This is a genomic window from Shewanella alkalitolerans (assembly GCF_019457575.1).
GTDB classification, from domain to species: domain Bacteria; phylum Pseudomonadota; class Gammaproteobacteria; order Enterobacterales; family Shewanellaceae; genus Shewanella; species Shewanella loihica.
The window spans coordinates 2,219,064-2,240,294 of the sequence record NZ_CP080422.1; the positions used below are offsets into that span (position 1 = coordinate 2,219,064).

The 21,231-nt window shown below is 51.3% G+C and carries 17 protein-coding genes; 11 read left to right on the forward strand and 6 right to left on the reverse strand.

All coding sequences use genetic code 11. The features are described from left to right. Positions 1-151: 151 nt before the first annotated feature. Positions 152-2,167, forward strand: a complete 2,016-nt coding sequence (locus K0J45_RS09925) for an NADPH-dependent 2,4-dienoyl-CoA reductase (protein ID WP_220045148.1) — start codon at positions 152-154, stop codon at positions 2,165-2,167. Between the two features lie 177 nt (positions 2,168-2,344). Then, a complete protein-coding gene (locus K0J45_RS09930; protein WP_258406808.1) occupies positions 2,345-2,812 on the forward strand; it encodes a YciI family protein in 468 nt (155 codons plus the stop codon). Positions 2,813-3,005: 193 nt separating this feature from the next. Here the strand turns inward: K0J45_RS09930 and yfaE are convergent, their stop codons facing one another. From yfaE to ubiG, 5 genes are all read right to left on the reverse strand, one after another. After that, complete coding sequence (gene yfaE / locus K0J45_RS09935) at positions 3,006-3,386, reverse strand: class I ribonucleotide reductase maintenance protein YfaE (RefSeq protein WP_220045150.1); 381 nt, start codon at positions 3,384-3,386, stop codon at positions 3,006-3,008. Next, positions 3,355-4,485 (reverse strand): class Ia ribonucleoside-diphosphate reductase subunit beta, encoded by a 1,131-nt coding sequence (gene nrdB, locus K0J45_RS09940; RefSeq protein ID WP_220045151.1) that lies wholly within the window; start codon positions 4,483-4,485, stop codon positions 3,355-3,357. The genes yfaE and nrdB overlap by 32 nt, the downstream gene beginning before the upstream one ends. 59 nt (positions 4,486-4,544) lie before the next feature. After that, a complete protein-coding gene (gene nrdA / locus K0J45_RS09945) occupies positions 4,545-6,833 on the reverse strand; it encodes a class 1a ribonucleoside-diphosphate reductase subunit alpha (protein WP_220045152.1) in 2,289 nt (762 codons plus the stop codon). Positions 6,834-7,335: 502 nt separating this feature from the next. Next, a complete protein-coding gene (locus K0J45_RS09950) occupies positions 7,336-8,001 on the reverse strand; it encodes an HAD family hydrolase (RefSeq protein WP_434086963.1) in 666 nt (221 codons plus the stop codon). Positions 8,002-8,065: 64 nt separating this feature from the next. Continuing rightward, on the reverse strand, positions 8,066-8,854 hold the full coding sequence (gene ubiG, locus K0J45_RS09955) for a bifunctional 2-polyprenyl-6-hydroxyphenol methylase/3-demethylubiquinol 3-O-methyltransferase UbiG (protein WP_258406809.1): 789 nt from the start codon (positions 8,852-8,854) through the stop codon (positions 8,066-8,068). A 253-nt stretch (positions 8,855-9,107) separates the two neighbouring features. On the opposite strand from ubiG, the gene gyrA reads away from it, so the two are divergent. Together gyrA and serC are read left to right on the forward strand one after the other, a co-directional pair. Then, on the forward strand, positions 9,108-11,747 hold the full coding sequence (gene gyrA, locus K0J45_RS09960) for a DNA topoisomerase (ATP-hydrolyzing) subunit A (protein ID WP_220045155.1): 2,640 nt from the start codon (positions 9,108-9,110) through the stop codon (positions 11,745-11,747). 130 nt (positions 11,748-11,877) lie between these two features. Beyond that, a complete protein-coding gene (gene serC / locus K0J45_RS09965; RefSeq protein WP_220045156.1) occupies positions 11,878-12,972 on the forward strand; it encodes a 3-phosphoserine/phosphohydroxythreonine transaminase in 1,095 nt (364 codons plus the stop codon). A 67-nt stretch (positions 12,973-13,039) separates the two neighbouring features. Here serC and K0J45_RS09970 read toward each other — a convergent pair whose 3' ends face one another. Further along, complete coding sequence (locus tag K0J45_RS09970; protein WP_011865749.1) at positions 13,040-14,230, reverse strand: amino acid aminotransferase; 1,191 nt, start codon at positions 14,228-14,230, stop codon at positions 13,040-13,042. Between the two features lie 389 nt (positions 14,231-14,619). On the opposite strand from K0J45_RS09970, the gene aroA reads away from it, so the two are divergent. The 7 genes from aroA (at position 14,620) to pyrF (ending at position 21,229) form a co-directional block, all read left to right on the forward strand. Beyond that, positions 14,620-15,900: a 3-phosphoshikimate 1-carboxyvinyltransferase gene (aroA, locus tag K0J45_RS09975; protein ID WP_220045157.1), complete on the forward strand. Its 1,281-nt coding sequence runs from the start codon at positions 14,620-14,622 to the stop codon at positions 15,898-15,900. Positions 15,901-16,076: 176 nt separating this feature from the next. After that, positions 16,077-16,769, forward strand: a complete 693-nt coding sequence (cmk, locus tag K0J45_RS09980) for a (d)CMP kinase (RefSeq protein ID WP_220045158.1) — start codon at positions 16,077-16,079, stop codon at positions 16,767-16,769. A 99-nt stretch (positions 16,770-16,868) separates the two neighbouring features. Beyond that, the gene (gene rpsA, locus K0J45_RS09985) at positions 16,869-18,536 is read left to right on the forward strand and encodes a 30S ribosomal protein S1 (protein WP_011865752.1); all 1,668 of its coding nucleotides are present in this window, start codon (positions 16,869-16,871) and stop codon (positions 18,534-18,536) included. A gap of 72 nt (positions 18,537-18,608) precedes the next feature. After that, complete coding sequence (gene ihfB, locus K0J45_RS09990; protein WP_011865753.1) at positions 18,609-18,896, forward strand: integration host factor subunit beta; 288 nt, start codon at positions 18,609-18,611, stop codon at positions 18,894-18,896. A gap of 122 nt (positions 18,897-19,018) precedes the next feature. Next, positions 19,019-19,336 carry a LapA family protein gene (locus K0J45_RS09995; protein ID WP_041407148.1) on the forward strand — a complete coding sequence of 106 codons (318 nt, stop codon included), beginning with the start codon at positions 19,019-19,021 and terminating at the stop codon, positions 19,334-19,336. A gap of 1 nt (position 19,337) precedes the next feature. Then, on the forward strand, positions 19,338-20,498 hold the full coding sequence (gene lapB / locus K0J45_RS10000) for a lipopolysaccharide assembly protein LapB (protein WP_220045159.1): 1,161 nt from the start codon (positions 19,338-19,340) through the stop codon (positions 20,496-20,498). A 35-nt stretch (positions 20,499-20,533) separates the two neighbouring features. Beyond that, on the forward strand, positions 20,534-21,229 hold the full coding sequence (gene pyrF, locus K0J45_RS10005; RefSeq protein ID WP_220045160.1) for an orotidine-5'-phosphate decarboxylase: 696 nt from the start codon (positions 20,534-20,536) through the stop codon (positions 21,227-21,229). Positions 21,230-21,231 lie beyond the last annotated feature (2 nt).

Sequence of the window (21,231 nt, forward strand, 5' to 3'; positions counted from 1 at the left end):
TGACTCTGATCCCTCTATGCTAACTGAAAATGGCCATAGGGGCGAAACACAATTGTAAATGAATCTTAAGGCTTGGCACGCATTGAGTATTGAGCTAAATTCAAACAGCGGGTATGCTGATTTAAATCACTTGTTTAAAAAGGATGTTTGAATGTCGTTTCCGCATTTATTAGAACCCTTAGATCTCGGCTTCACACAACTGAAGAATCGTGTGCTCATGGGCTCCATGCACACCGGGCTCGAAGAAGAAAAGGGCGGTTTTGAGAAACTGGCAAAATTCTACCAAGAACGTGCCGCCGGTGGTGTTGGTCTGATTGTGACCGGTGGGATCTCGCCTAACCTCAGAGGTCGTTTGGCGCCCAATGCTTGTCAGCTAAGCTTTCCCTGGCAGGTCGCCAAGCATAAGGTTGTCACCAGTGCAGTGCATGAGGCGGGCGGTAAGATCTGTATGCAGATCCTACACGCCGGACGTTACGGCTATCATCCTTTTTCACAGGCGCCCAGCAAGATTAAGTCGCCTATTACCCCCTTTACCCCCTCGGCCATGTCGGCCCGTCAGGTAAGAAGCACCATCAAAGATTACGCCACCACGGCGGCGCTGGCCAAGAAGGCGGGCTACGATGGCGTAGAGGTGATGGGCTCGGAAGGTTACCTAATCAATCAGTTTATTTGCGCCAGAACCAATAAGCGCAGCGACGAGTGGGGCGGTGAGTTCAGCCAAAGAGCCAAGTTTCCGGTGGAGATCGTCAAGGCGATCCGTGAAAGGGTCGGCAGCGATTTCATCATAGTGTTTCGTCTCTCTATGCTTGATCTGGTGGATAACGGCTCCTCCTGGGAGGAGGTGGTGCAGCTGGCTAAGTGGCTGGAGAGCGCCGGCGTGACCATCATCAACACAGGCATAGGCTGGCATGAAGCCAGAGTACCTACCATTGCCACTAGTGTGCCCCGCGGTGCCTTTGCCTGGGTAACTGAGCGCCTCAAGCAAGAGGTGAGCGTCCCCCTTATCGCCACTAACCGTATCAATACCCCTGAAATCGGCGAGCAGATCATTGCCTCGGGTCAGGCGGATATGGTCTCTATGGCCCGTCCTTTCCTGGCCGATGCCGAGTTTGTCAATAAGGCGGCTGCGGGGGAGAGTCAGCTGATCAACACCTGTATCGGGTGTAATCAGGCCTGTCTGGACCATACCTTCGCGCTGAAACGCGCCACCTGTCTGGTCAACCCCAGAGCCTGTTACGAGACAGAGCTAAATTTTGTGCCGGCGACGAACAAGAAACGGATCGCCGTCATGGGCGCCGGCCCGGCGGGAATGGCGTTTTCCATATTTGCAGCTAGCCGCGGCCATCAGGTGGTGCTGTTTGAGGCCAAGGGTGAGGTTGGCGGTCAGTTTAACCTGGCCCGTAAGATCCCCGGTAAAGAGGAGTTTGATGAGACCATCCGCTATTTCACCGAGCAGATGAAGCTCAACAAGGTCGAGCTAAGGCTCAACACCCGACTGGACGCCTCAGTGGTTAGAGACGAGCCTTTCGATGAGGTGGTGATCGCCGCCGGTGTGGTGCCAAGAGCGCTCGATCTGCCCGGTTTCGATAGCCCCAAGGTGGTGAATTACCAACAGGTGCTGAACGGCGAGGTCGAGGTAGGCGAGCGGGTTGCCCTGATCGGCGCCGGTGGTATCGGCTTCGATATGGCTCACTATCTCGGAGAGCAGGAGTCGACCACACTCAAGCCTGATACCTGGCTCAAGCAGTGGGGCATAGACAAGGCCTATGGTGAGCGAGGCGGTTTAACCACGCCTCAGCCAGAACACACAAGCCGAAAAATTTATCTATTGCAGCGTAAAACCAGCAAGATGGGCAAGGGACTCGGTAAAACCACAGGTTGGATCCACCGTGCGGTGGCTAAGCACCATGATGTCGAGATGCTAAACGGTGTCAGCTACCAGAAGTTCGATGAGCAAGGCCTGCATATCAAAGTCGGTGAGGCGGCTCAGGTTCTTGAGGTAGACAATGTGGTGTTATGTGCCGGACAAGAGTCTAATCGCAGCCTGGTCGATGAGATGAACAACACAGGGCTACCAGTGCATCTGATTGGCGGTGTTGATGTCGCCGCCGAGCTCGATGCCAAACGGGCGATTCGCCAAGGCGCCGAGCTGGCCGCAAGCATCTAAGAAGTTTTAACTAGTCGGTTGCCGCTAGCTTGTGGTTATTAAACTAGCTTGCGGTTATAAAAAGTGAAAAGCTAATCCTTTGGGTTAGCTTTTTTTATGACCTTGGCATAACTTAAGCTAATGCTTACAAAGGTGGATTTAATAATGAACGAAACTAGAACAAAAGCGAATACAAGAATGAGTACCAAAAACCATCGCTTGCTCGTTACCTTATTGGGCGCAGTAGCGGCTCTGGTGGTGAGTTTGCCGCTTAGCGCGGAAAACTATGACGCCGAGCTCGCGGCAAGAGTCGGCGCCGATGACTATGGCATGAAGCGCTACGTGATGGCCATGCTCAAGAGCGGCCCTAACCGAAGCCAATCTGAAGAAGAGGCAGAGCGGCTGCAGCGGGCACACCTGGATAATATCGGCCGACTGGCCGAGGAGGGTAAACTGGTGCTCGCGGGGCCCTTCTTGGAAGAGAGCGCCTTAAGAGGCATCTATATCTTTAACGTCACCAGTGTCGAGGAGGCCAAGGCATTAACCGAGTCTGATCCCGCCATTAAGGCCGGACGTCTGGTGATGGAGCTGCATCCCTGGTATGGCAGCGCCGCCCTGATGGAGGTGAACCGACTACACCATAAGCTGGCAAAGAAGGCGATTTAACAAATTATCTCGCGAATCTGTCCTGTGTATCAGTTAGCTTATCTGTTTAATGCTTCTGTTTGAGACAAGTTTCTGGTGAATCTGCAAAGGAATGCCTGAATATCATCACAGGTGTTGTTTGGGGTTTTAGTTGGAACTTGACTGCTTTTACCTAGTGCCTGTCTGAGGCTAGATTTGAATTAGATTCAGCGCGCTATTCAACGGTGCAGGCAACAGGCTCTGGTGCATGTGCCGTGACCACCTCTGCGCCTTGGGCAGAAAGTGCCAGGTCGAGATCACCTTCGGGATGACAGCAGCAGGGCAGACACTCATCGGCTTCCAGTTCGACTAGCGGTTCTGTGTGGTAGACGACGCTACCGCGATTAATCTTGGTCTTGCAGGCACCACAAAAGCCGTTACGACACTCAGAGAAGATACGAACCTTCTTCTGCTCGAGTGCCGCCAACAGGCTCTGGTGGTTACTGGTATAGAGGAGTACAGGCTGCCCATGAAGGCTCACGATCGGAGCCTTCTTAAAGACGGCCTGACTAAAGACCGTCTTGTTAGAGATCAAAGTCGGCAAACTCACTCTCATCGACAGACGCGTCAATTTGACCAACCAGGTAAGAAGACACCTCTACTTCCTGCGGTGCAACCTGTACCGAGTCACTCTCCAGCCAGTTCTTCATCCACGGCAGCGGGTTACTCTGGTCGGCATAAGGGCTTACCAGGTTAACCGACTTCATACGCTCGTTGGTGATGTACTCGACATACTGACAGAGGATCTGCTCGTTCAGGCCGATCATGGAGCCATCTTTGAACAGGTACTTGGCCCACTCTTTCTCTTGCTCTGCCGCTTTAACGAAGATGTCAATCGCCGTCTGTTCGCACTCTTTAGCGATCTCGGCCATCTCTGGGTCATCCTTGCCACCTTGCATTAGCTTAAGGATATGCTGAGTGCTGTTTAGGTGTAGTGCTTCATCACGGGCGATGAGGCGGATGATCTTGGCATTACCTTCCATCAACTTGCGCTCGGCGAAGGCAAATGAGCAGGCGAAGCTGACGTAGAAACGGATGGCTTCGAGCACGTTAACCGACATCATGCACAGGTAGAGGGCTTTCTTGATTGCGCGGGTGGTGACCTCTACAGTCTTGCCGTTGATCTCGTGGGTGCCTTCACCCATGAGGTGATAGATTTGGCTTAGCTCGATCAGGTTATCGTAGTAATCGGCGATATCGCTGGCGCGCTTGAGGATCTCTTCGTTTTGTACGATGTCGTCAAATACGACCGAAGGATCGTTAACGATATTACGAATGATGTGGGTGTAAGAGCGCGAGTGAATCGTCTCAGAGAAAGACCAGGTCTCGATCCAGGTCTCAAGTTCCGGCAGCGACACCAGCGGCAGGAAGGCGACGTTTGGCGAACGGCCTTGAATAGAGTCCAGTAGGGTCTGGTACTTGAGGTTTGATATGAAGATGTGCTTCTCGTGATCCGGCAGCGCCGCGTAATCGATCTTGTCTTTGCTGACGTCAACTTCTTCAGGACGCCAGAAGAAGGAGAGTTGCTTCTCGATCAGCTTCTCGAACACTTCATATTTTTGAACATCGTAACGGGCAACGTTAACCGATTGACCGAGGAACATAGGTTCCAGCAGGGCATTGTTAGGTGTTTGACAAAATGTTGAATAGGCCATTTTTCTATCTTCCGATAAAGGGGGCAAAGCCCCCTGATAAAAGGTTAAAACACGTAGAGTTAGATCTTACATGCGCCGCCTGCGCAGCTATCGTCTTCTTTCTCTATGGAGGTGATATCGTCATATTTGTCTGACGCACCGTCACGCGTGTTGTGATAGTAAAGTGTCTTCACACCGTATTTATATGCGGTCAACAGGTCTTTTAGCAGCACCTGCATAGGTACCTTGGCGCCAGGGAAGCGGCTTGGGTCATAGTTGGTGTTGGCCGAGATAGATTGGTCAACAAACTTCTGCATCAAACCGACCAGCTGCAGGTAACCTTCGTTGCCTGGCATCTGCCACAGCAGCTCATAGCTGTACTGGTACTTCTCAAAATCAGGGACCACCTGCTTGAGCTGACCATCCTTACTGGCCTTAACGCTGATCAGGCCACGTGGCGGCTCGATACCGTTAGTCGCGTTAGAGATCTGCGATGAGGTCTCAGATGGCATCAGGGCTGACAGGGTCGAGTTACGCAGGCCGTGAGTCTTGATCTCCTCACGCAGGGTTTCCCAATCCATGTGCAGAGGCTCGTCACAGATCTTATCGAGATCGCGCTTGTAGGTATCGATAGGCAGGATACCCTTAGCGTAATTGGTCTCGTGGAAGGCAGGGCAGGCGCCTTGCTCTTTCGCCAGATTCATCGAGGCCTTCAGCAGATAGTACTGGATCGCTTCGAAGGTCTTGTGTGTGATGCCGTTGGCGCTGCCGTCTGAGTAGCGCACGCCTTCTTTAGCCAGGTAGTTGGCAAAGTTGATCACGCCTATACCCAAGGTACGACGGTTCATCGAGCCTTTGTGCGCCGAGACGATGGGGTAGTCCTGATAGTCGAGTAGGCTATCGAGCGCGCGCACGGCCAAATCTGCCAGACTTTCCAACTCATCAAGTTTCTTGATGGCACCCAGGTTCAACGCAGATAGGGTACACAGGGCGATCTCACCATCGGGATCGTCGATGTTGTTCAGCGGCTTGGTCGGCAATGCGATCTCAAGACACAGGTTCGACTGACGAACCGGGGCAACCTTAGCGTCGAACGGGCTGTGGGTATTACAGTGATCGACGTTCTGGATATAGATACGACCGGTAGAGGCACGCTCCTGCATCATCAGGGAGAAGAGTTCTACCGCCTTGATCTGCTTCTTACGTATGCTCTCATCCTGCTCATACTTCACATACAGACGCTCGAACTCTGCCTGATCTTCGAAGAAGGCATCGTACAGGCCTGGAACGTCTGATGGACTGAATAGGGTGATCATGCCGCCCTGAATAAGACGTTGGTACATCAGCTTGTTCAGCTGCACGCCATAGTCCAGGTGACGGATACGGTTGTCTTCTACGCCGCGGTTGTTCTTAAGTACCAGCAGAGACTCAACTTCCAGGTGCCACATAGGGTAGAAGAGGGTTGCCGCGCCGCCGCGAACGCCGCCTTGTGAGCAAGACTTCACCGCTGTCTGGAAATACTTATAGAAAGGCAGACAACCTGTGTGGAATGCCTCGCCGCCGCGAATTGGGCTGCCCAGCGCGCGAATACGACCTGCGTTGACCCCTATGCCTGCACGTTGTGACACATACTTCACGATAGAAGAGGCGGTCGCATTGATTGAGTCTAAGCTGTCGCCACACTCGATCAGTACGCAAGAGCTGAACTGACGAGTAGGTGTACGCACACCTGACATGATAGGTGTCGGTAGCGAGATCTTAAAGGTCGAGGTCGCGTCATAGAAATCTTTAACGTACTGAAGACGCGTCTCTCTCGGGTAGTTGGCGAACAGACAAGCCGCTACCAGAATATAGAGGAATTGCGCACTCTCGTAGACTTCGTGAGTCACACGGTTTTGAACCAGGTACTTACCTTCCAACTGCTTAACAGCGGCATAAGAGAAGTTCATGTCGCGCCAGTGATCGATATAGCTGTCGAGCGTGTCTAACTCTTCGCGGCTATAGTCGTTCAGAATATGCGTGTCATATTTACCTAGCTCGACCAACTTCACCACATGGTCGTAAAGCGAAGGCGGCTCAAATTGACCAAAGGCTTTCTTACGCAGGTGGAAGATGGCCAGACGTGCAGAGAGGAACTGGTAGTCTGGTGACTCTGGCGAGATAAGGTCGGCAGCGGCCTTAATAATGGTTTCGTGGATCGCTTCAGTTGGGATTCCATCATAGAACTGAAGGTGTGAACGTAATTCGACTTCCGATACTGAGACGTTATTCAGTCCTTTGGCCGCCCAAGTGATCACTCGGTGGATCTTATCGAGATCGATGGTTTCACGTTCGCCACTGCGCTTCGTGACTTGCATATTGCTGTTCATTGAAGATAAGCCTTGAATTAAATATCGCTGGGAGGGGAAAACTCCGCCCTACGTTTCCATGTAAAAACAATCGAAGATGTAAAAAAAGTACCTGAGCACTACTGCAGTTCTAGTGGCTTCGACCGCCGCCCATACACAAGATATGGTGTTTTTTCTTTTATAGGATACAAGATAGTGAGGTTGGTGGGATATTGCAAGCGGGTTTTTAGGGGACAAGTTGTGGATATCTTGGGGGTAAACCAAAGGGTTAGTAACGGCTTACCTTTAACCCTTGTTTTCAATTACGATAGCACCGGCGGGTCAAGTTTTAGGCGACTGATTCGCCCTATCATGAAAGCTAAAATATTGGCCAGATCCCCGGGATCTTTTTGCGTCGAAAAAGGATCGCGATCTCAGCTTCGACGACTTTTTACTGATGTGTCACACGCCCTAGCTCCAGAGCACGTGATGCATCTCATTTAATTGTGACTTAACCGTGACTTATGCACGACTTAACCGCCACTTAGCCCTGTCTTAGGAGTTCAAGCACGGATACCGGGGTGTCGAAGCCAAAGTCGTGCGGCCAGAGGTGCGCCTGATCATTGTTTCCAATATAACCCCAATGGGCGATGCCCCCCAGCATGTCGCTATTGCGAGCCGCCTCTAGGTCACGTTTGGCATCGCCTAGGTAGAGAATTCCTTGGCAGCTGACGCCAATTTGCGACGCTGCCAGACGCATGGGCGCAGGATGGGGTTTACTCTGAGTGGTGGAGTCGCCGCTGATGATGGCCGGCATCTTGTTGGCTAACGCGAGTCTGTGCAGCAAAGGCCGCGCAAAGCGCGCCGCCTTATTGGTGACCACCCCGAAGGGGATCTGCTGGCCGCTGAGGTGCTCGAGCAGGGCACTCATGCCATCGAAAAGCTTGGCCTCTTGGCCGTTAACATTATGGTAGTGCTCAAGCAGCGCCTGCTGGATGGCCGCTTTTTCCTCATCATTAAGATGAGGCTGGGCGGCGTTAACTAATGCCAGGCTGCCATGGGAAGCCGCATAGCGAATATCTTCCAGATGTTGGCTCGGCAGCCCAAAGTCTTTTAGCGCCAGATTGAGCGCCAGCACGAGATCCGGCGCCGTATCCACTAGGGTGCCATCGAGATCAAACAGCACTCCTTTTATTGGCCTAGTCGCTATTATTGGCTCAGTCGCTGTGCGCTTACCATCAATCGTTTCAGCGTTAGCACCAGGCAGGGTTTGATCAGTCATCCTGCTTAACCGTGGCGATCATATAGTTGACATCTAGCGACTTGGTGTAGCGGAAGATCTCCGTCAGCGGATTGTAGGTGATGCCGGTCGCATCGACGCACTCGAGATCGACCGCATCCGCCATGCCAATAAGTTCGGCAGGCTTGATGTACTTCTTATGATCGTGAGTGCCTACCGGTAGCATCTTAAGCAGGTACTCGGCGCCAATCACAGTCTCTACATAGGCTCTGATGTTGCGGTTAATGGTCGAGAAGAACACATAGCCGCCAGGCTTAACCATGTCGCTACAGGCCTTGATAACAGAGGCAGGGTCGGGCACATGTTCGAGCATCTCCATGCAGGTGACCACATCATACTGGCCCTGATGACTGTCTCTGTGATGCTCCGCCGTGTCCTGGATATAGTTGATCTCAACGCCCCTCTCTAAGGCGTGAAGTTTCGCGACATCGAGGGGCTCGGCGCCCATGTCCAGCCCATCTACCTTGGCGCCAAGACGTGCCATGCTCTCAGAGAGAATACCGCCGCCACAGCCGACATCCAGCACACGCTTACCAAACAGACCGCCGACGGCTTGATCGATATAGTTCAGTCTCAGGGGATTGAGCTTATGGATGGGTTTAAATTCTCCTTCGGGATCCCACCAAGTGGCAGCCATCTTCTCAAACTTAGCGATTTCTTGTGGATCGACATTGGCATTACTAGTCTCAGAAAAATTTGTCTCAGAAAGGTTAGACACGGAGAGTCCTCTGAAGGGAATAAATGATGTAGCTATTATACCCATCGCCTTAGATAAACAAAGGAGAACCCGGCGAAAATGTCTGCTTTGTCATCAGATTGCTGTTAAAGCGCTCATCTTGGTCAAAACGAGGCGGGGTTTTGGGTCGTAAACAGATATTTGGCGTGAAATTTCAATAGGGTCTAGCGCCTTTAAATATCTGTGTTAGAATGCCAAATCACGTTTTCAGGCTTGGTAAAATATTGCCTGGTTTTTAAGCAGTATTTTGTCGGCTAAATTTCAAGGGATCGAGCAGTTTATGACTGATCTGGCTTCATCTATAACACCAATTAATATTGAAGACGAATTAAAGAATTCATATTTGGATTACGCCATGAGCGTGATCGTTGGCCGTGCGTTACCCGATGTACGTGACGGTCTAAAGCCGGTTCATCGCCGCGTATTATTCGCGATGAACGAGTTGAAGAACGATTGGAACAAACCTTATAAAAAGTCGGCGCGTGTCGTCGGTGATGTTATCGGTAAATATCACCCACACGGTGACTCTGCGGTTTACGACACTATCGTTCGTATGGCGCAGCCTTTCTCTATGCGCTACACCTTGGTCGATGGTCAGGGTAACTTTGGTTCGGTCGATGGTGACGCTGCGGCGGCCATGCGTTATACCGAAATTCGTATGGACAAGTTGGCGCATCAACTGCTGGCTGACCTAGAGAAAGAAACCGTCGACTACGTACCTAACTATGATGGTACTGAGCAGATCCCAGCGGTATTGCCAACCCGTATTCCGGCCCTGCTGGTAAACGGCTCATCGGGCATAGCCGTAGGTATGGCGACCAACATTCCTCCTCATAACCTGTCAGAAGTGATCTCCGGCTGTTTGGCACTGATCGATGAGCCAAGTCTCTCTATCGAGCAGTTGATGGAACATATTCCAGGGCCAGATTTCCCAACGGCGGCGATCGTCAACGGCCGTAAGGGTATCGAAGATGCCTATAAGACGGGTCGTGGTAAGGCGGTCATGCGTGCCCGCGCAACCGTTGAGACTGAAGACAACGGTCGTGAGCGCATTATCGTTACCGAGATCCCGTATCAGGTGAACAAGGCGCGTCTGATCGAGAAGATCGCCGAGCTGGTAAAAGATAAGAAGATCGAAGGCATCAGTGGCCTGCGCGACGAGTCTGACAAAGACGGTATGCGTATCGTTATCGAAGTGAAGCGTGGCGAAGTGGGTGAGGTGATCCTCAACAACCTGTATGCCCAGACTCAGCTGCAAACCTCTTTCGGTATCAACATGGTGGCCCTGACCAATGGTCAGCCTAAGCTGTTTAACCTTAAAGAGATGCTCGAGTGCTTCATCCTTCACCGTCGTGAAGTGGTGACCCGTCGTACCGTATTCGAACTGCGTAAGGCTCGCGAACGTGCTCATATCCTTGAAGCACTGGCGATTGCACTGGCTAACATCGACCCTATCATCGCACTTATCAAGGCATCGCCAACACCGGCCGAAGCCAAGACAAAGCTGGTTTCTCAAGGCTGGGCCCTTGGCAATGTACAAGGCATGCTGGAGAAGGCCGGTGATGATGCGGCGCGTCCTGAGTGGCTGTCGGCAGAATTCGGTATTCGTGATGGTCTCTACTACCTGACCGAACAACAGGCTCAGGCGATTCTAGACTTGCGTCTGCATAAGCTGACCGGTTTGGAACATGAGAAGATCCTAAGCGAATATGAAGAGCTGCTAGAGCTAATCGCTGCTCTGCTATATATCCTCCGCAGCCCTGAGCGTCTGATGGAAGTGATTAAAGAAGAGCTTCAGGAAGTGCTGGAAGTGTTTGGCGATGAGCGCCGCACCGAGCTTAACGCCTCTGCGGTCGACATCAGCCTCGAAGATCTGATCAACGAAGAAGATGTGGTAGTGACCCTGTCGCATCTGGGTTACGCCAAGTATCAACCATTGAGCGATTACCAGGCCCAGCGCCGTGGTGGTAAGGGTAAGGCCGCGACTAAGGTGAAGGATGAAGATTTCGTCGAGAAACTGCTGGTTGCCAACACCCACGATACCATCTTGTGTTTCTCTGACTTCGGTAAGATGTACTGGCTCAAGGTGTACCAACTGCCGCTGGCAAGTCGTCAGGCCCGTGGTCGTCCTATCATCAACCTGCTGCCGCTGGCAGAAGGTGAGCGCATCACCGCTATCTTGCCGGTGCGTGAATATGACGCCGACAAATATGTGATCATGGCGACCTCTCACGGCACCGTGAAGAAGACCTCGCTGGATCAATACTCTCGTCCGAGAGCCAATGGTATCATCGCCGTGAACCTGAAAGATGGCGATCAGCTGATCGGTGTCGACATCACTAACGGTGACAACGAGGTAATGCTCTTCTCTAACGAAGGTAAGGTTGTTCGCTTTAGCGAAGATCAGGTTCGTGGCATGGGCCGCACCGCAACAGGTGTTCGCGGTATCAAGCTCGAAGATGGCCAGAGCGTAGTCTCGCTCATCGTACCTAAGAACGACGGAGCTATCCTGACCGTTACCGAGAACGGCTATGGTAAGCGTACCGAGCTGGATGAATACCCAGCTAAGAGCCGCGCGACCAAGGGGGTAGTATCGATCAAGGTGAGCGAGCGTAACGGCGCCGTCGTCGGGGCGGTACAAGTACTCGAAAACGACGAGATCATGTTGATCAGCGATAAGGGTACCCTGGTTCGTACACCGGCATCTGGCGTATCGACTATTGGTCGTAACACTCAAGGTGTGACCATTATCCGTACGGCAACCGACGAGACGGTCGTTGGGCTGCAGCGTATCGACGAGATCCAGGATGAACAGGAGTTTGACGAAGAGGGCAACCCTATCATCACGGATACTGTCGAAGAGCATCAAGTCGAAGGCGAAGCGCCCGAGGCCGAGCCAGACGTTGAGCCAAATGAATAACGTTTAACGAAATTAACGGGCGTCCTTATGGACGCTCGTTTTGTTTTGGCAAGTGAAACCCGATAATAAAATACGCCAATGGCATTTAATCTGACGCAACACAGTTGAAAGAAGAGCAAAGGAGAAAGCAGTGAGCGCGACATATAATTTCTGTGCAGGGCCGGCCATGTTACCTCAGCCCGTGATGCAAAAAGCACAAGAGGAGTTATTGGATTGGAACGGGCAGGGTGTCTCCGTAATGGAGATAAGCCATCGTAGTAAAGAGTTTATCGCGCTTACCGAACAGGCCGAGGCCGACATCAGAGATTTGATGAATATTCCCAGCAACTACCATGTGCTATTTATGCATGGTGGCGGTCGCGGACAGTTCGCCGCAGTCGTGAATAATTTATTAGGTGAACAGGGTAAGGCCCTCTATCTGGTCGATGGCAGCTGGTCATCTGCGGCGGTCGAAGAAGCCAAGAAACTGGCCGGCGACGCGCAGATAGATACGTTAAACATTGTCGAAAAAGTCAATGGTATCAGCCGTATCGTGGTGCCAGATCTTAACGAAATCAAACAAGATTATCGTTATCTGCACTACTGCCCAAATGAGACGGTAGATGGCATCGAAATTTTTGAAGAGATTAATTCACCTTGGCCGATTGTTGCCGACATGTCCTCAAATATCATGTCTCGCGAGATAGATGTCAGCCGTTATGGACTCATCTATGCCGGCGCCCAGAAGAATATCGGACCATCTGGCTTAAGCATCGTCATCGTTCGCGACGACTTACTCGCGTATCCGCAGCTCACCCAAGCATCTATCATGGACTATCGCCTTGCGGTAAAACATGACTCCATGTTTAACACGCCTCCGACCTTTGCCTGGTATCTGGCTGCCGAAGTCTTCAAATGGCTTAAGGCACAGGGTGGGGTGGCAGAGGTTGCCAAGGTCAATGATCATAAAGCTAAGACGCTTTATGCCTATATCGACAGCGGCGATTTCTATGAAAACCGCGTCGCGGTTGCTAACCGATCGAAAATGAACGTGACCTTCTATCTGAAAGATGAGTCGTTAAACGAGCAGTTTTTGGCGGAAGCTAAGGCCGCAGGCTTAGTGGCGCTAAAGGGTCATCGCAGTGTCGGCGGTATGCGCGCCAGCCTCTACAATGCCATGCCATTAGTGGGTGTTGAGGCCTTGGTGAGATTCATGAAAGCCTTCGCCGATAAATACGCGGCTTAGCTTTAAAAAAACATCAAAACATAAAGGGGACCAGATGGTCCCCTTTTTTATGAGTTTTCAAGCTGTATTACAACACCTTGGCGATAGACTCCGCCAGATAGTCCACATTGCCTTCACCAATACCAGCGATGCTGATACGGCTCGAATCGACCATATAGATGCTGTGATCTGCTTGAAGCTTAGCGACTTGCTCTGGGGTAACGCCGAGGAAGGAGAACATACCTTTTTGCTTGGCGATAAAGCTAAAGTCTCGGGTGACGCCTTTTTCGATCAGCTTATTGACCAGCATGGCGCGGTTGCCGTTAATGCGATCGCGCATGACCTTCAACTCATCTAGCCATTGCTGTTTAAGCTCGCTGGAGCCCAGAATCGTCTCGACGATGGCGGCGCCATGAGCCGGCGGCATAGAGTAGATGCAGCGCACCACATAGAGCAGCACCGAATAGGCCACATTGGCCGAATGGCTGTCTTTGCCGACGATAGAACAGGCTCCGATACGCTCACGATAGAGGCCGAAGTTTTTCGAGCAAGAGCTACACAGGATCATGTCATCGACGTTAGCAGCCATCTGGCGCACGCCGTAGGCATCTTCATCGACACCATCGCCAAAGCCTTGGTAGGCCATGTCGATGAGCGGTGTGAACCCCTGTTGCTTGGTCAGCGCGATCACCTGATCCCACTGCTCGTTAGTGAGGTCCATGCCGCTTGGGTTATGACAGCAGGCGTGGAACAAAACCACATCATCGGCGCCAATCTGGGAAAGGGCCGCCAGCATCTCGTCAAATTTAAGAGTCTTGTTTTGATAGTCGTAGTAAGGGTAGGTCTTAACCTTAATACCGGCCGCCTCAAACAGACCCGTGTGGTTGGCCCAGGTGGGGTCGCTTACCCAGATCACACTATTTGGATTAACGCGTTTAATGAAATCGGCCGCGACGCGCAGGGCGCCCGTACCGCCCGGAGTCGATACGGTGCGAATGCGATCGGCTAGCAGCGCAGGGTTGTCCTGGCCAAATGCCAGTTCGCCCATCAGCTGGTTAAAGGCTGGAGAACCTGTTGGGCCAATGTAAACTTTGGTTGCCTCTGTGTCGATACGGTGCTGCTCGGCGCGTTTGACACAGGCTAAAATCGGGGTGTTTCCCGCTTCATCCTTGTATACACCTACACCGAGATCCACCTTGTTTGCATGGGGATCTTCACGGAATTTAGTCATTAGCCCTAGGATAGGATCGGCGGGCATAGGGGAAAGATTCTCGAACATGGCTCCAACTACCTTATGTCTTGTTATAGGCCCTAAATGGCCTTCGCTGTGCGTAGCCTTAGGATAAACTAATTTTGCGCGGAATTTACAGCGCAAGGCGAGATTTTATCGAAACATAAACTTGGCAAATTTTCATGCCAGTGGCGACAGACGGGTCTATTTTTGGTGATTTTTTGTGGGCATGCAAAGTGCTAAGAAAGAAAATTACTCATTAAAGGCCATAAATCGTAAAAAAGGGTTGAATAGTCCGCCTCAATCAGTAATTTTATAACCACGAGGCTCAGGTCTATTGAGCAGATGGCCATTTTGTCGTGATGGCAAGTTTTTAGTATCTAACAGTATCAATAATCCGCGGTCTATCTGGGCTGCAACCAATTAAGAAGTGATTAATGAAACAACTACGACTCGATCCCATATCTAAGGTTCATGGTACCGTGAATATTCCCGGTTCTAAGAGTATCTCTAACCGCGCCCTGTTATTGGCGACCTTAGCTGAAGGGAAAACCCGACTGACCAATCTGCTCGATTCTGACGACATTCGTCACATGCTTACTGCCCTCAAGCAGCTCGGGGTTAATTATCAATTATCTGACAATAACCGGGTTTGCGAACTCGAGGGGCTGGGCGGCGTGATAAATAGCGACACAGCCCAGACACTGTTTCTCGGTAATGCCGGTACGGCGATGCGCCCCTTATGTGCTGCGCTGACCCTAGGCAGCGGCGAATTTACCTTAACCGGTGAGCCGCGAATGGAGGAGCGTCCCATTGGAGACCTGGTCGATGCCCTTAATACACTGGGCGCCGACATCCGCTATTTGAAACAGCCTGGCTTTCCGCCACTGACGATTAATGCGACCGGACTCAATGGCGGCGATGTTGAGATCGCAGGCGACCTGTCTAGCCAGTTTTTAACCGCACTGCTGATGGTGACGCCCCTTGCCAAGGATCAGGTGAATATCAAGATTAAAGGCGAACTGGTCTCCAAGCCTTATATCGACATCACAATCGCGTTGATGGCGCAGTTTGGTGTAACGGTTATTAATCATGACTATCAGCGCTTCGAGATTCCTGCAGGCCAGAAATATGTGTCTCCCGGCACAGTGCTGGTTGAAGGAGACGCCTCATCGGCCTCATATTTCTTGGCAGCTGGAGCCATTCAGGGCGGTGAGGTTAAGGTCACCGGCGTTGGGCTGAAAAGCATTCAAGGGGATGTTAAGTTTGCCGACGTGCTCGAAGCCATGGGCGCAGAGATAGAGTGGGGCGATGATTTCATCATCGCCAGAAGCGCGCCGCTACATGGGGTGGATCTCGACATGAATCATATCCCGGATGCTGCCATGACCATAGCGACAGCAGCGCTGTTTGCCACAGGCACTACGACGCTGCGTAATATCTACAACTGGCGTATCAAGGAGACGGACCGTCTCGCTGCCATGGCCACCGAGCTGCGTAAAGTCGGCGCAGAGGTAGAAGAGGGCCATGATTATATTCGCGTCACGGCGCCGGCTCAGTTAAATACGGCCGATATCGATACCTATAACGATCATCGCATGGCTATGTGTTTTTCGCTGATGGCCTTTGCCGATTGTGGCATTACCATTAACGATCCCGATTGTACCTCCAAGACCTTCCCGGACTACTTCGCCCAGTTTGCGGCGCTTGCCCAGTAGACGCAGTCTCTCATCGCGGGTCAGTGCTTTTGACCCGCGATAATAAGTGATCCAATTATGTTAATTCGTAACTTTTTGCCGCTTTATGATTGCTTTTAGTTTATAATGCGCGCGCAGTTTTTTCGTGGACGACATTCAGGATCTTTAGGGAAGATAGATTTAATTTGGAGAATCATATGTCACAACGGGCTCCCATCGTCACTATTGACGGCCCAAGCGGTGCAGGTAAAGGCACTATTAGTCAAATACTTGCTTCGCGTTTAGGATGGAAGCTGCTTGATAGCGGTGCCATATATCGTGTCTTGGCCCTCGCGGCAATTCACCACAACGTCGAGTTAGATAACGAAGCCTCGCTGGCCCTGTTAGCCGCGCATTTAGATGTGCAATTCATTACGGCTAATGGCAATGGCATTAAAGTGGTCCTGGAAGGCGAGGATGTATCCCACGCCATCCGTAGCCAGGAGTGCTCGAATGCAGCCTCAAAAGTCGCGGCTTTCCCCCGCGTTCGAGAGGCGCTTCTTCGTCGTCAGCGCGCCTTTGCCGAGGCGCCAGGTTTGATTGCCGATGGTCGCGATATGGGCACGGTCGTTTTTCCCACAACTCCAGCTAAACTTTATTTAACCGCGTCAGCTGAGGAAAGGGCCCAAAGGCGCTATAATCAGTTGCAGGACAAGGGCTTCGATGTTAATATCGACCGTCTTTTGGCCGAGGTCGTTGAACGCGATGAGCGTGATATGAATCGCCCGGTCGCTCCTCTGGTTCCTGCCGAGGATGCGCTGGTGATCGATACGACTGGCATAGGCATTGATGAAGTAGTTGAGCTTGCGCTCTCTCACATCAAAGAAAAATTACCTGATCTTGTTCTCTAGGGAGCAGGGTCGTTACGATTTGTCACATGGATGCGACAAATGATTAATCTGACTCCACGTCTAGGATGGGCCGTGGTTTATTACTTAAAGTAAATTAACATGACTGAATCTTTTGCTGATCTATTTGAACAATCCCTTCAACAACTTGAGTTCCGTCCAGGTTCTATCGTTCGTGGTACTGTAGTATCAATCCAGAACGGTATGGTACTGGTTGACGCTGGTCTTAAGTCTGAAAGCCCAATCCCAGCTGACCAATTCAAAAACGCTCAAGGCGTTCTAGAAATCGCTGTTGGTGATGAAGTTGACGTAGCCCTTGACTCTGTTGAAGATGGTTTCGGTGAAACTCAACTTTCTCGTGAGAAAGCTAAGCGCCACGAAGCTTGGATCGTTCTAGAAAAAGCTTACGAAGATGCTGAAACTGTAATCGGTGTCATCAATGGTAAGGTTAAAGGCGGTTTCACCGTTGAACTAAACGGTATCCGTGCATTCCTACCAGGTTCTCTAGTTGACGTTCGCCCAGTTCGCGACACTGCTCACCTAGAAAACAAAGAACTAGAATTCAAGGTTATCAAGCTAGACCAGAAGCGTAACAACGTTGTTGTTTCTCGTCGTGCTGTTATCGAATCTGAAAGCAGTGCAGAGCGTGATGCGCTACTTGAAAACCTACAAGAAGGTCAAGCAGTTAAGGGTATCGTTAAGAACCTGACTGACTACGGTGCATTCGTTGACCTAGGTGGCGTTGACGGTCTTCTACATATCACAGATATGGCTTGGAAGCGCGTTAAGCACCCATCTGAAATCGTAAACGTTGGTGACGAAATCAACGTTAAAGTACTTAAGTACGATCGTGAGCGCACTCGTGTTTCACTAGGTCTTAAGCAACTTGGCGAAGACCCATGGTTAGAAATCAGCAAGCGCTACCCAGAAAACACTAAGTTGACTGGTCGCGTAACTAACCTAACTGACTACGGCTGCTTCGTTGAAATCGAAGAAGGCGTTGAAGGTCTGGTACACGTTTCTGAAATGGATTGGACTAACAAGAACATCCACCCATCTAAGGTTGTTAACCTAGGTGATGAAGTTGAAGTTCTAGTTCTGGACATCGATGAAGAGCGTCGTCGTATTTCTCTAGGTCTGAAGCAATGTAAGACTAACCCATGGGATGATTTCGCAGAGCGTTACGCGAAAGGCGACAAGGTTACTGGTAAGATCAAGTCTATCACTGACTTCGGTATCTTCATCGGTCTAGACGGCGGCATCGACGGTCTCGTTCACCTGTCTGACATTTCTTGGAACGGTACTGGCGAAGAAGCCGTATCTGACTACAAGAAAGGCGACGAAATCAGCGCAGTTGTACTGTCAGTTGACCCAGAGCGTGAGCGTATCAGCCTAGGCGTTAAGCAGACTGAAGACGATCCATTCAACGCTTATCTTGCAGATAAGAAGAAAGGTGCTATCGTAACTGGTACTGTTACTGCAGTAGACGCGAAAGGCGTTACTATCGAGTTGGCTGAAACTGTAGAAGGTTACCTACGTGTTTCTGACATCTCTCGTGAGCGCATCGAAGATGCATCTACTGTATACTCAGTAGGTGACACTGTTGAATCTAAGTTCATGGGTGTTGATCGCAAGAACCGTTCTATCAGCCTGTCTATCCGCGCGAAAGACGAAGCTGATGAGAAGGAAGCGATGGCTAACTTGAACAAGCAAGATGACGTTGCTATGAGCAATGCCATGGCTGAAGCGTTCAAAGCGGCTCGCAAATAATTCGCCTGAAGTTCGGGGATGGTAACATCCCCGCTAGGTGACTGTGTTTGGCTTGATTATAGAGGGTACAGGATGACTAAATCCGAACTGATCGAAAAACTTGCCACTAGGCAGTCGCAGCTGTCGGCAAAAGAAGTAGAAAGCGCTATTAAAGAGATGTTGGAGCAGATGGCAACGACATTGGAAGGCGGTGACCGTATCGAGATCCGTGGCTTTGGTAGTTTTTCCCTTCATTATCGTGCACCACGTACAGGCCGTAATCCTAAGACTGGCACTTCAGTTGAGCTGGAAGGCAAGTATGTACCGCACTTTAAGCCTGGCAAAGAACTGCGTGAGCGCGTTGATGCTATCAACTCGTAAATGACATTGTTTTAAAAGCCTCCGAAAGGAGGTTTTTTTATGCCTAAATTCTAGGTATGGCTAGCTAGTTCGCTAAATTTCTTGGATAATCAACCCACCACCACGGGTTTATGGAGAGTAACGTGAAGTCATTTATCGCGACCGTGCTTGTCGCCCTGTTTTTCGTCTTGGCTTTATTGTTTGGTGCACGCAACGAACAGCTGGTGACCATCAGTTATTTTGTCGCTCAGGGTGAATATCGGTTGCCTGTCGTGCTCGGCGTGGTGTTTCTGGCGGGCTTCCTGGTTAGCTGGCTGTTTGCCATCTACCATATTACTAAGGTAAGGCTGCAACTGCGCAAGGCCAACAAAAAATTAGAGCAGTTAGAAGCCAAGTTACCGGTTGAGATACTCCCCCCATCTACCCAAATCGAACATCAAGCGAAGGAAGTAAACGCTTAATATGTTAGAGATTCTGTTTCTGTTGTTACCCATAGCCGCCGGTTACGGTTGGTACATGGGTCGCCGTAGTATCAGGCATAAGCAGAATAGTAAACGTAAGCAGTTAAGCCGTGATTACTTTACCGGCCTGAATTTCCTTCTGTCTAACGAATCGGACAAGGCGGTCGATCTCTTTATCTCCATGCTGGACGTGGATGATGACACCATAGATACCCATCTCTCCCTCGGCTCTTTGTTTCGCAAGCGAGGCGAGGTAGACCGCTCGATTCGTATTCACCAAAACCTGATTGCCCGCCCAACTCTGACAACCGAACAGCGTGACATCGCCATGATGGAGCTGGGCAAAGACTATCTGGCCGCCGGCTTCTACGACAGGGCCGAGGAGATCTTCCTTAATCTGGTTCGCCAGGAAGATCACAGCGAAGAGGCTGAAGATCAGCTGATCGCCATCTACCAGGTGACCAAAGACTGGCAGAAGGCAATAGATATTATCAAGAGCCTCAAACGTAAGCGTCAGCAATCGCTCAAACACCTGCAGGCCCATCTCTATTGTGAGCTTGCCGATGAGGCCAGCGACAGCGAGCTCAAGCTTAAACACCTGGCACAGGCGATAAAGCAAGATCCCCAGTGTGGCCGCGCCATGTTAACCAGCGCCAAGCTGTTCCTCGCTCAGCAGGAATTTGGCCGCGCCAAGGAGATGCTCTGCCGCCTGAAAGAAGCCGATATCGAACTCTTTCCCGAGGCGCTCGCCATCGCCAAAGAAGTTTATCAATCGACCGAGGATCTCGGCGCCTATCGTGAACTGCTACGCGAAGCGTTAGAGCAGGGGGCTGGCGCGAGTGTGGCCATCACTCTGGCGCAGCAGATGATCATTCAGGGAGAAACCCAAGACGCCGAGAAGTTGATTCTCGATGGCCTCTATCGCCATCCGACCATGAAGAGTTTCCAGCATCTGATGAAGATGCAGATCCAACACGCCGAAGATGGTCAGGCAAAACAGAGTTTGAACATGCTCGCCGAACTAGTCGAGCAGCAGATAAAATTCCGTCCCAGTTACCGCTGTATCGAGTGTGGTTTCCCGTCCCACACCCTCTACTGGCATTGCCCTTCCTGTAAAAGTTGGGGCACCATTAAGCGGATCCGCGGACTCGACGGGGAGTAAATAGACAATAAAATGCAAAGCAACAGGAGAACAGCATGAGCAACAAACCTATTATAGTGGCGCTAGATTACGATAATAAATCCGAAGCTTTGCAGCTCATCGATCAGCTAGACCCCAACATGTGCCGCCTCAAGATAGGCAAAGAGATGTTCACCCTCTTTGGCCCTGAGTTGGTCAAAGAGATCCACAGTCGTGACTTTGACCTCTTCCTGGATCTCAAATTCCACGACATTCCGAACACCGTTGCCAAGGCCGTCGCCGCAGCGGCAGAGCTAGGGGTGTGGATGACCAACGTGCATGCCAGCGGTGGCCTGGCCATGATGCAGGCAGCTCGCGAGGCGCTGCTTCCTTATGGCGACAAGGCGCCGCTGCTGATCGCCGTGACGGTACTGACCTCAATGAGCGACGAAGAGCTTGCACTGCTTGGCATCAATGTGCCAGCGGCCGAGCATGTTAAGCGTCTGGCAAGCCTCACCAAACAGGCTGGACTGAACGGCATCGTCTGTTCCGCCCAGGAAGCCAGCATGCTAAAGGCCGAATTTGGCGCCGACTTTAAGTTGGTTACGCCGGGGATTCGCCCAGCCGGCAGCGACAAGGGCGATCAGCACCGCGTGATGACGCCGACGCAGGCGCTTGCAGCGGGTTCTGATTACCTGGTGATTGGCCGTCCTATCACCAAGGTGGCTAATCCACTAGCGGCATTGACCGAGATCCATGCATCGCTTAAATAGCT

Excerpts from the sequence above, each read along its gene's own strand:
- rpsA (WP_011865752.1), top strand. The coding sequence starts at position 16,869 with ATGACTGAATCTTTTGCTGATCTATTTGAACAATCCCTTCAACAACTT.
- K0J45_RS09930 (WP_258406808.1), top strand. The coding sequence starts at position 2,345 with ATGAGTACCAAAAACCATCGCTTGCTCGTTACCTTATTGGGCGCAGTA.
- pyrF (WP_220045160.1), top strand. The coding sequence starts at position 20,534 with ATGAGCAACAAACCTATTATAGTGGCGCTAGATTACGATAATAAATCC.
- K0J45_RS09970 (WP_011865749.1), bottom strand. The coding sequence starts at position 14,230 with ATGTTCGAGAATCTTTCCCCTATGCCCGCCGATCCTATCCTAGGGCTA.
- ihfB (WP_011865753.1), top strand. The coding sequence starts at position 18,609 with ATGACTAAATCCGAACTGATCGAAAAACTTGCCACTAGGCAGTCGCAG.
- cmk (WP_220045158.1), top strand. The coding sequence starts at position 16,077 with ATGTCACAACGGGCTCCCATCGTCACTATTGACGGCCCAAGCGGTGCA.
- nrdB (WP_220045151.1), bottom strand. The coding sequence starts at position 4,485 with ATGGCCTATTCAACATTTTGTCAAACACCTAACAATGCCCTGCTGGAA.
- gyrA (WP_220045155.1), top strand. The coding sequence starts at position 9,108 with ATGACTGATCTGGCTTCATCTATAACACCAATTAATATTGAAGACGAA.
- yfaE (WP_220045150.1), bottom strand. The coding sequence starts at position 3,386 with ATGAGAGTGAGTTTGCCGACTTTGATCTCTAACAAGACGGTCTTTAGT.
- K0J45_RS09925 (WP_220045148.1), top strand. The coding sequence starts at position 152 with ATGTCGTTTCCGCATTTATTAGAACCCTTAGATCTCGGCTTCACACAA.
- aroA (WP_220045157.1), top strand. The coding sequence starts at position 14,620 with ATGAAACAACTACGACTCGATCCCATATCTAAGGTTCATGGTACCGTG.
- nrdA (WP_220045152.1), bottom strand. The coding sequence starts at position 6,833 with ATGAACAGCAATATGCAAGTCACGAAGCGCAGTGGCGAACGTGAAACC.
- lapB (WP_220045159.1), top strand. The coding sequence starts at position 19,338 with ATGTTAGAGATTCTGTTTCTGTTGTTACCCATAGCCGCCGGTTACGGT.
- ubiG (WP_258406809.1), bottom strand. The coding sequence starts at position 8,854 with ATGGGTATAATAGCTACATCATTTATTCCCTTCAGAGGACTCTCCGTG.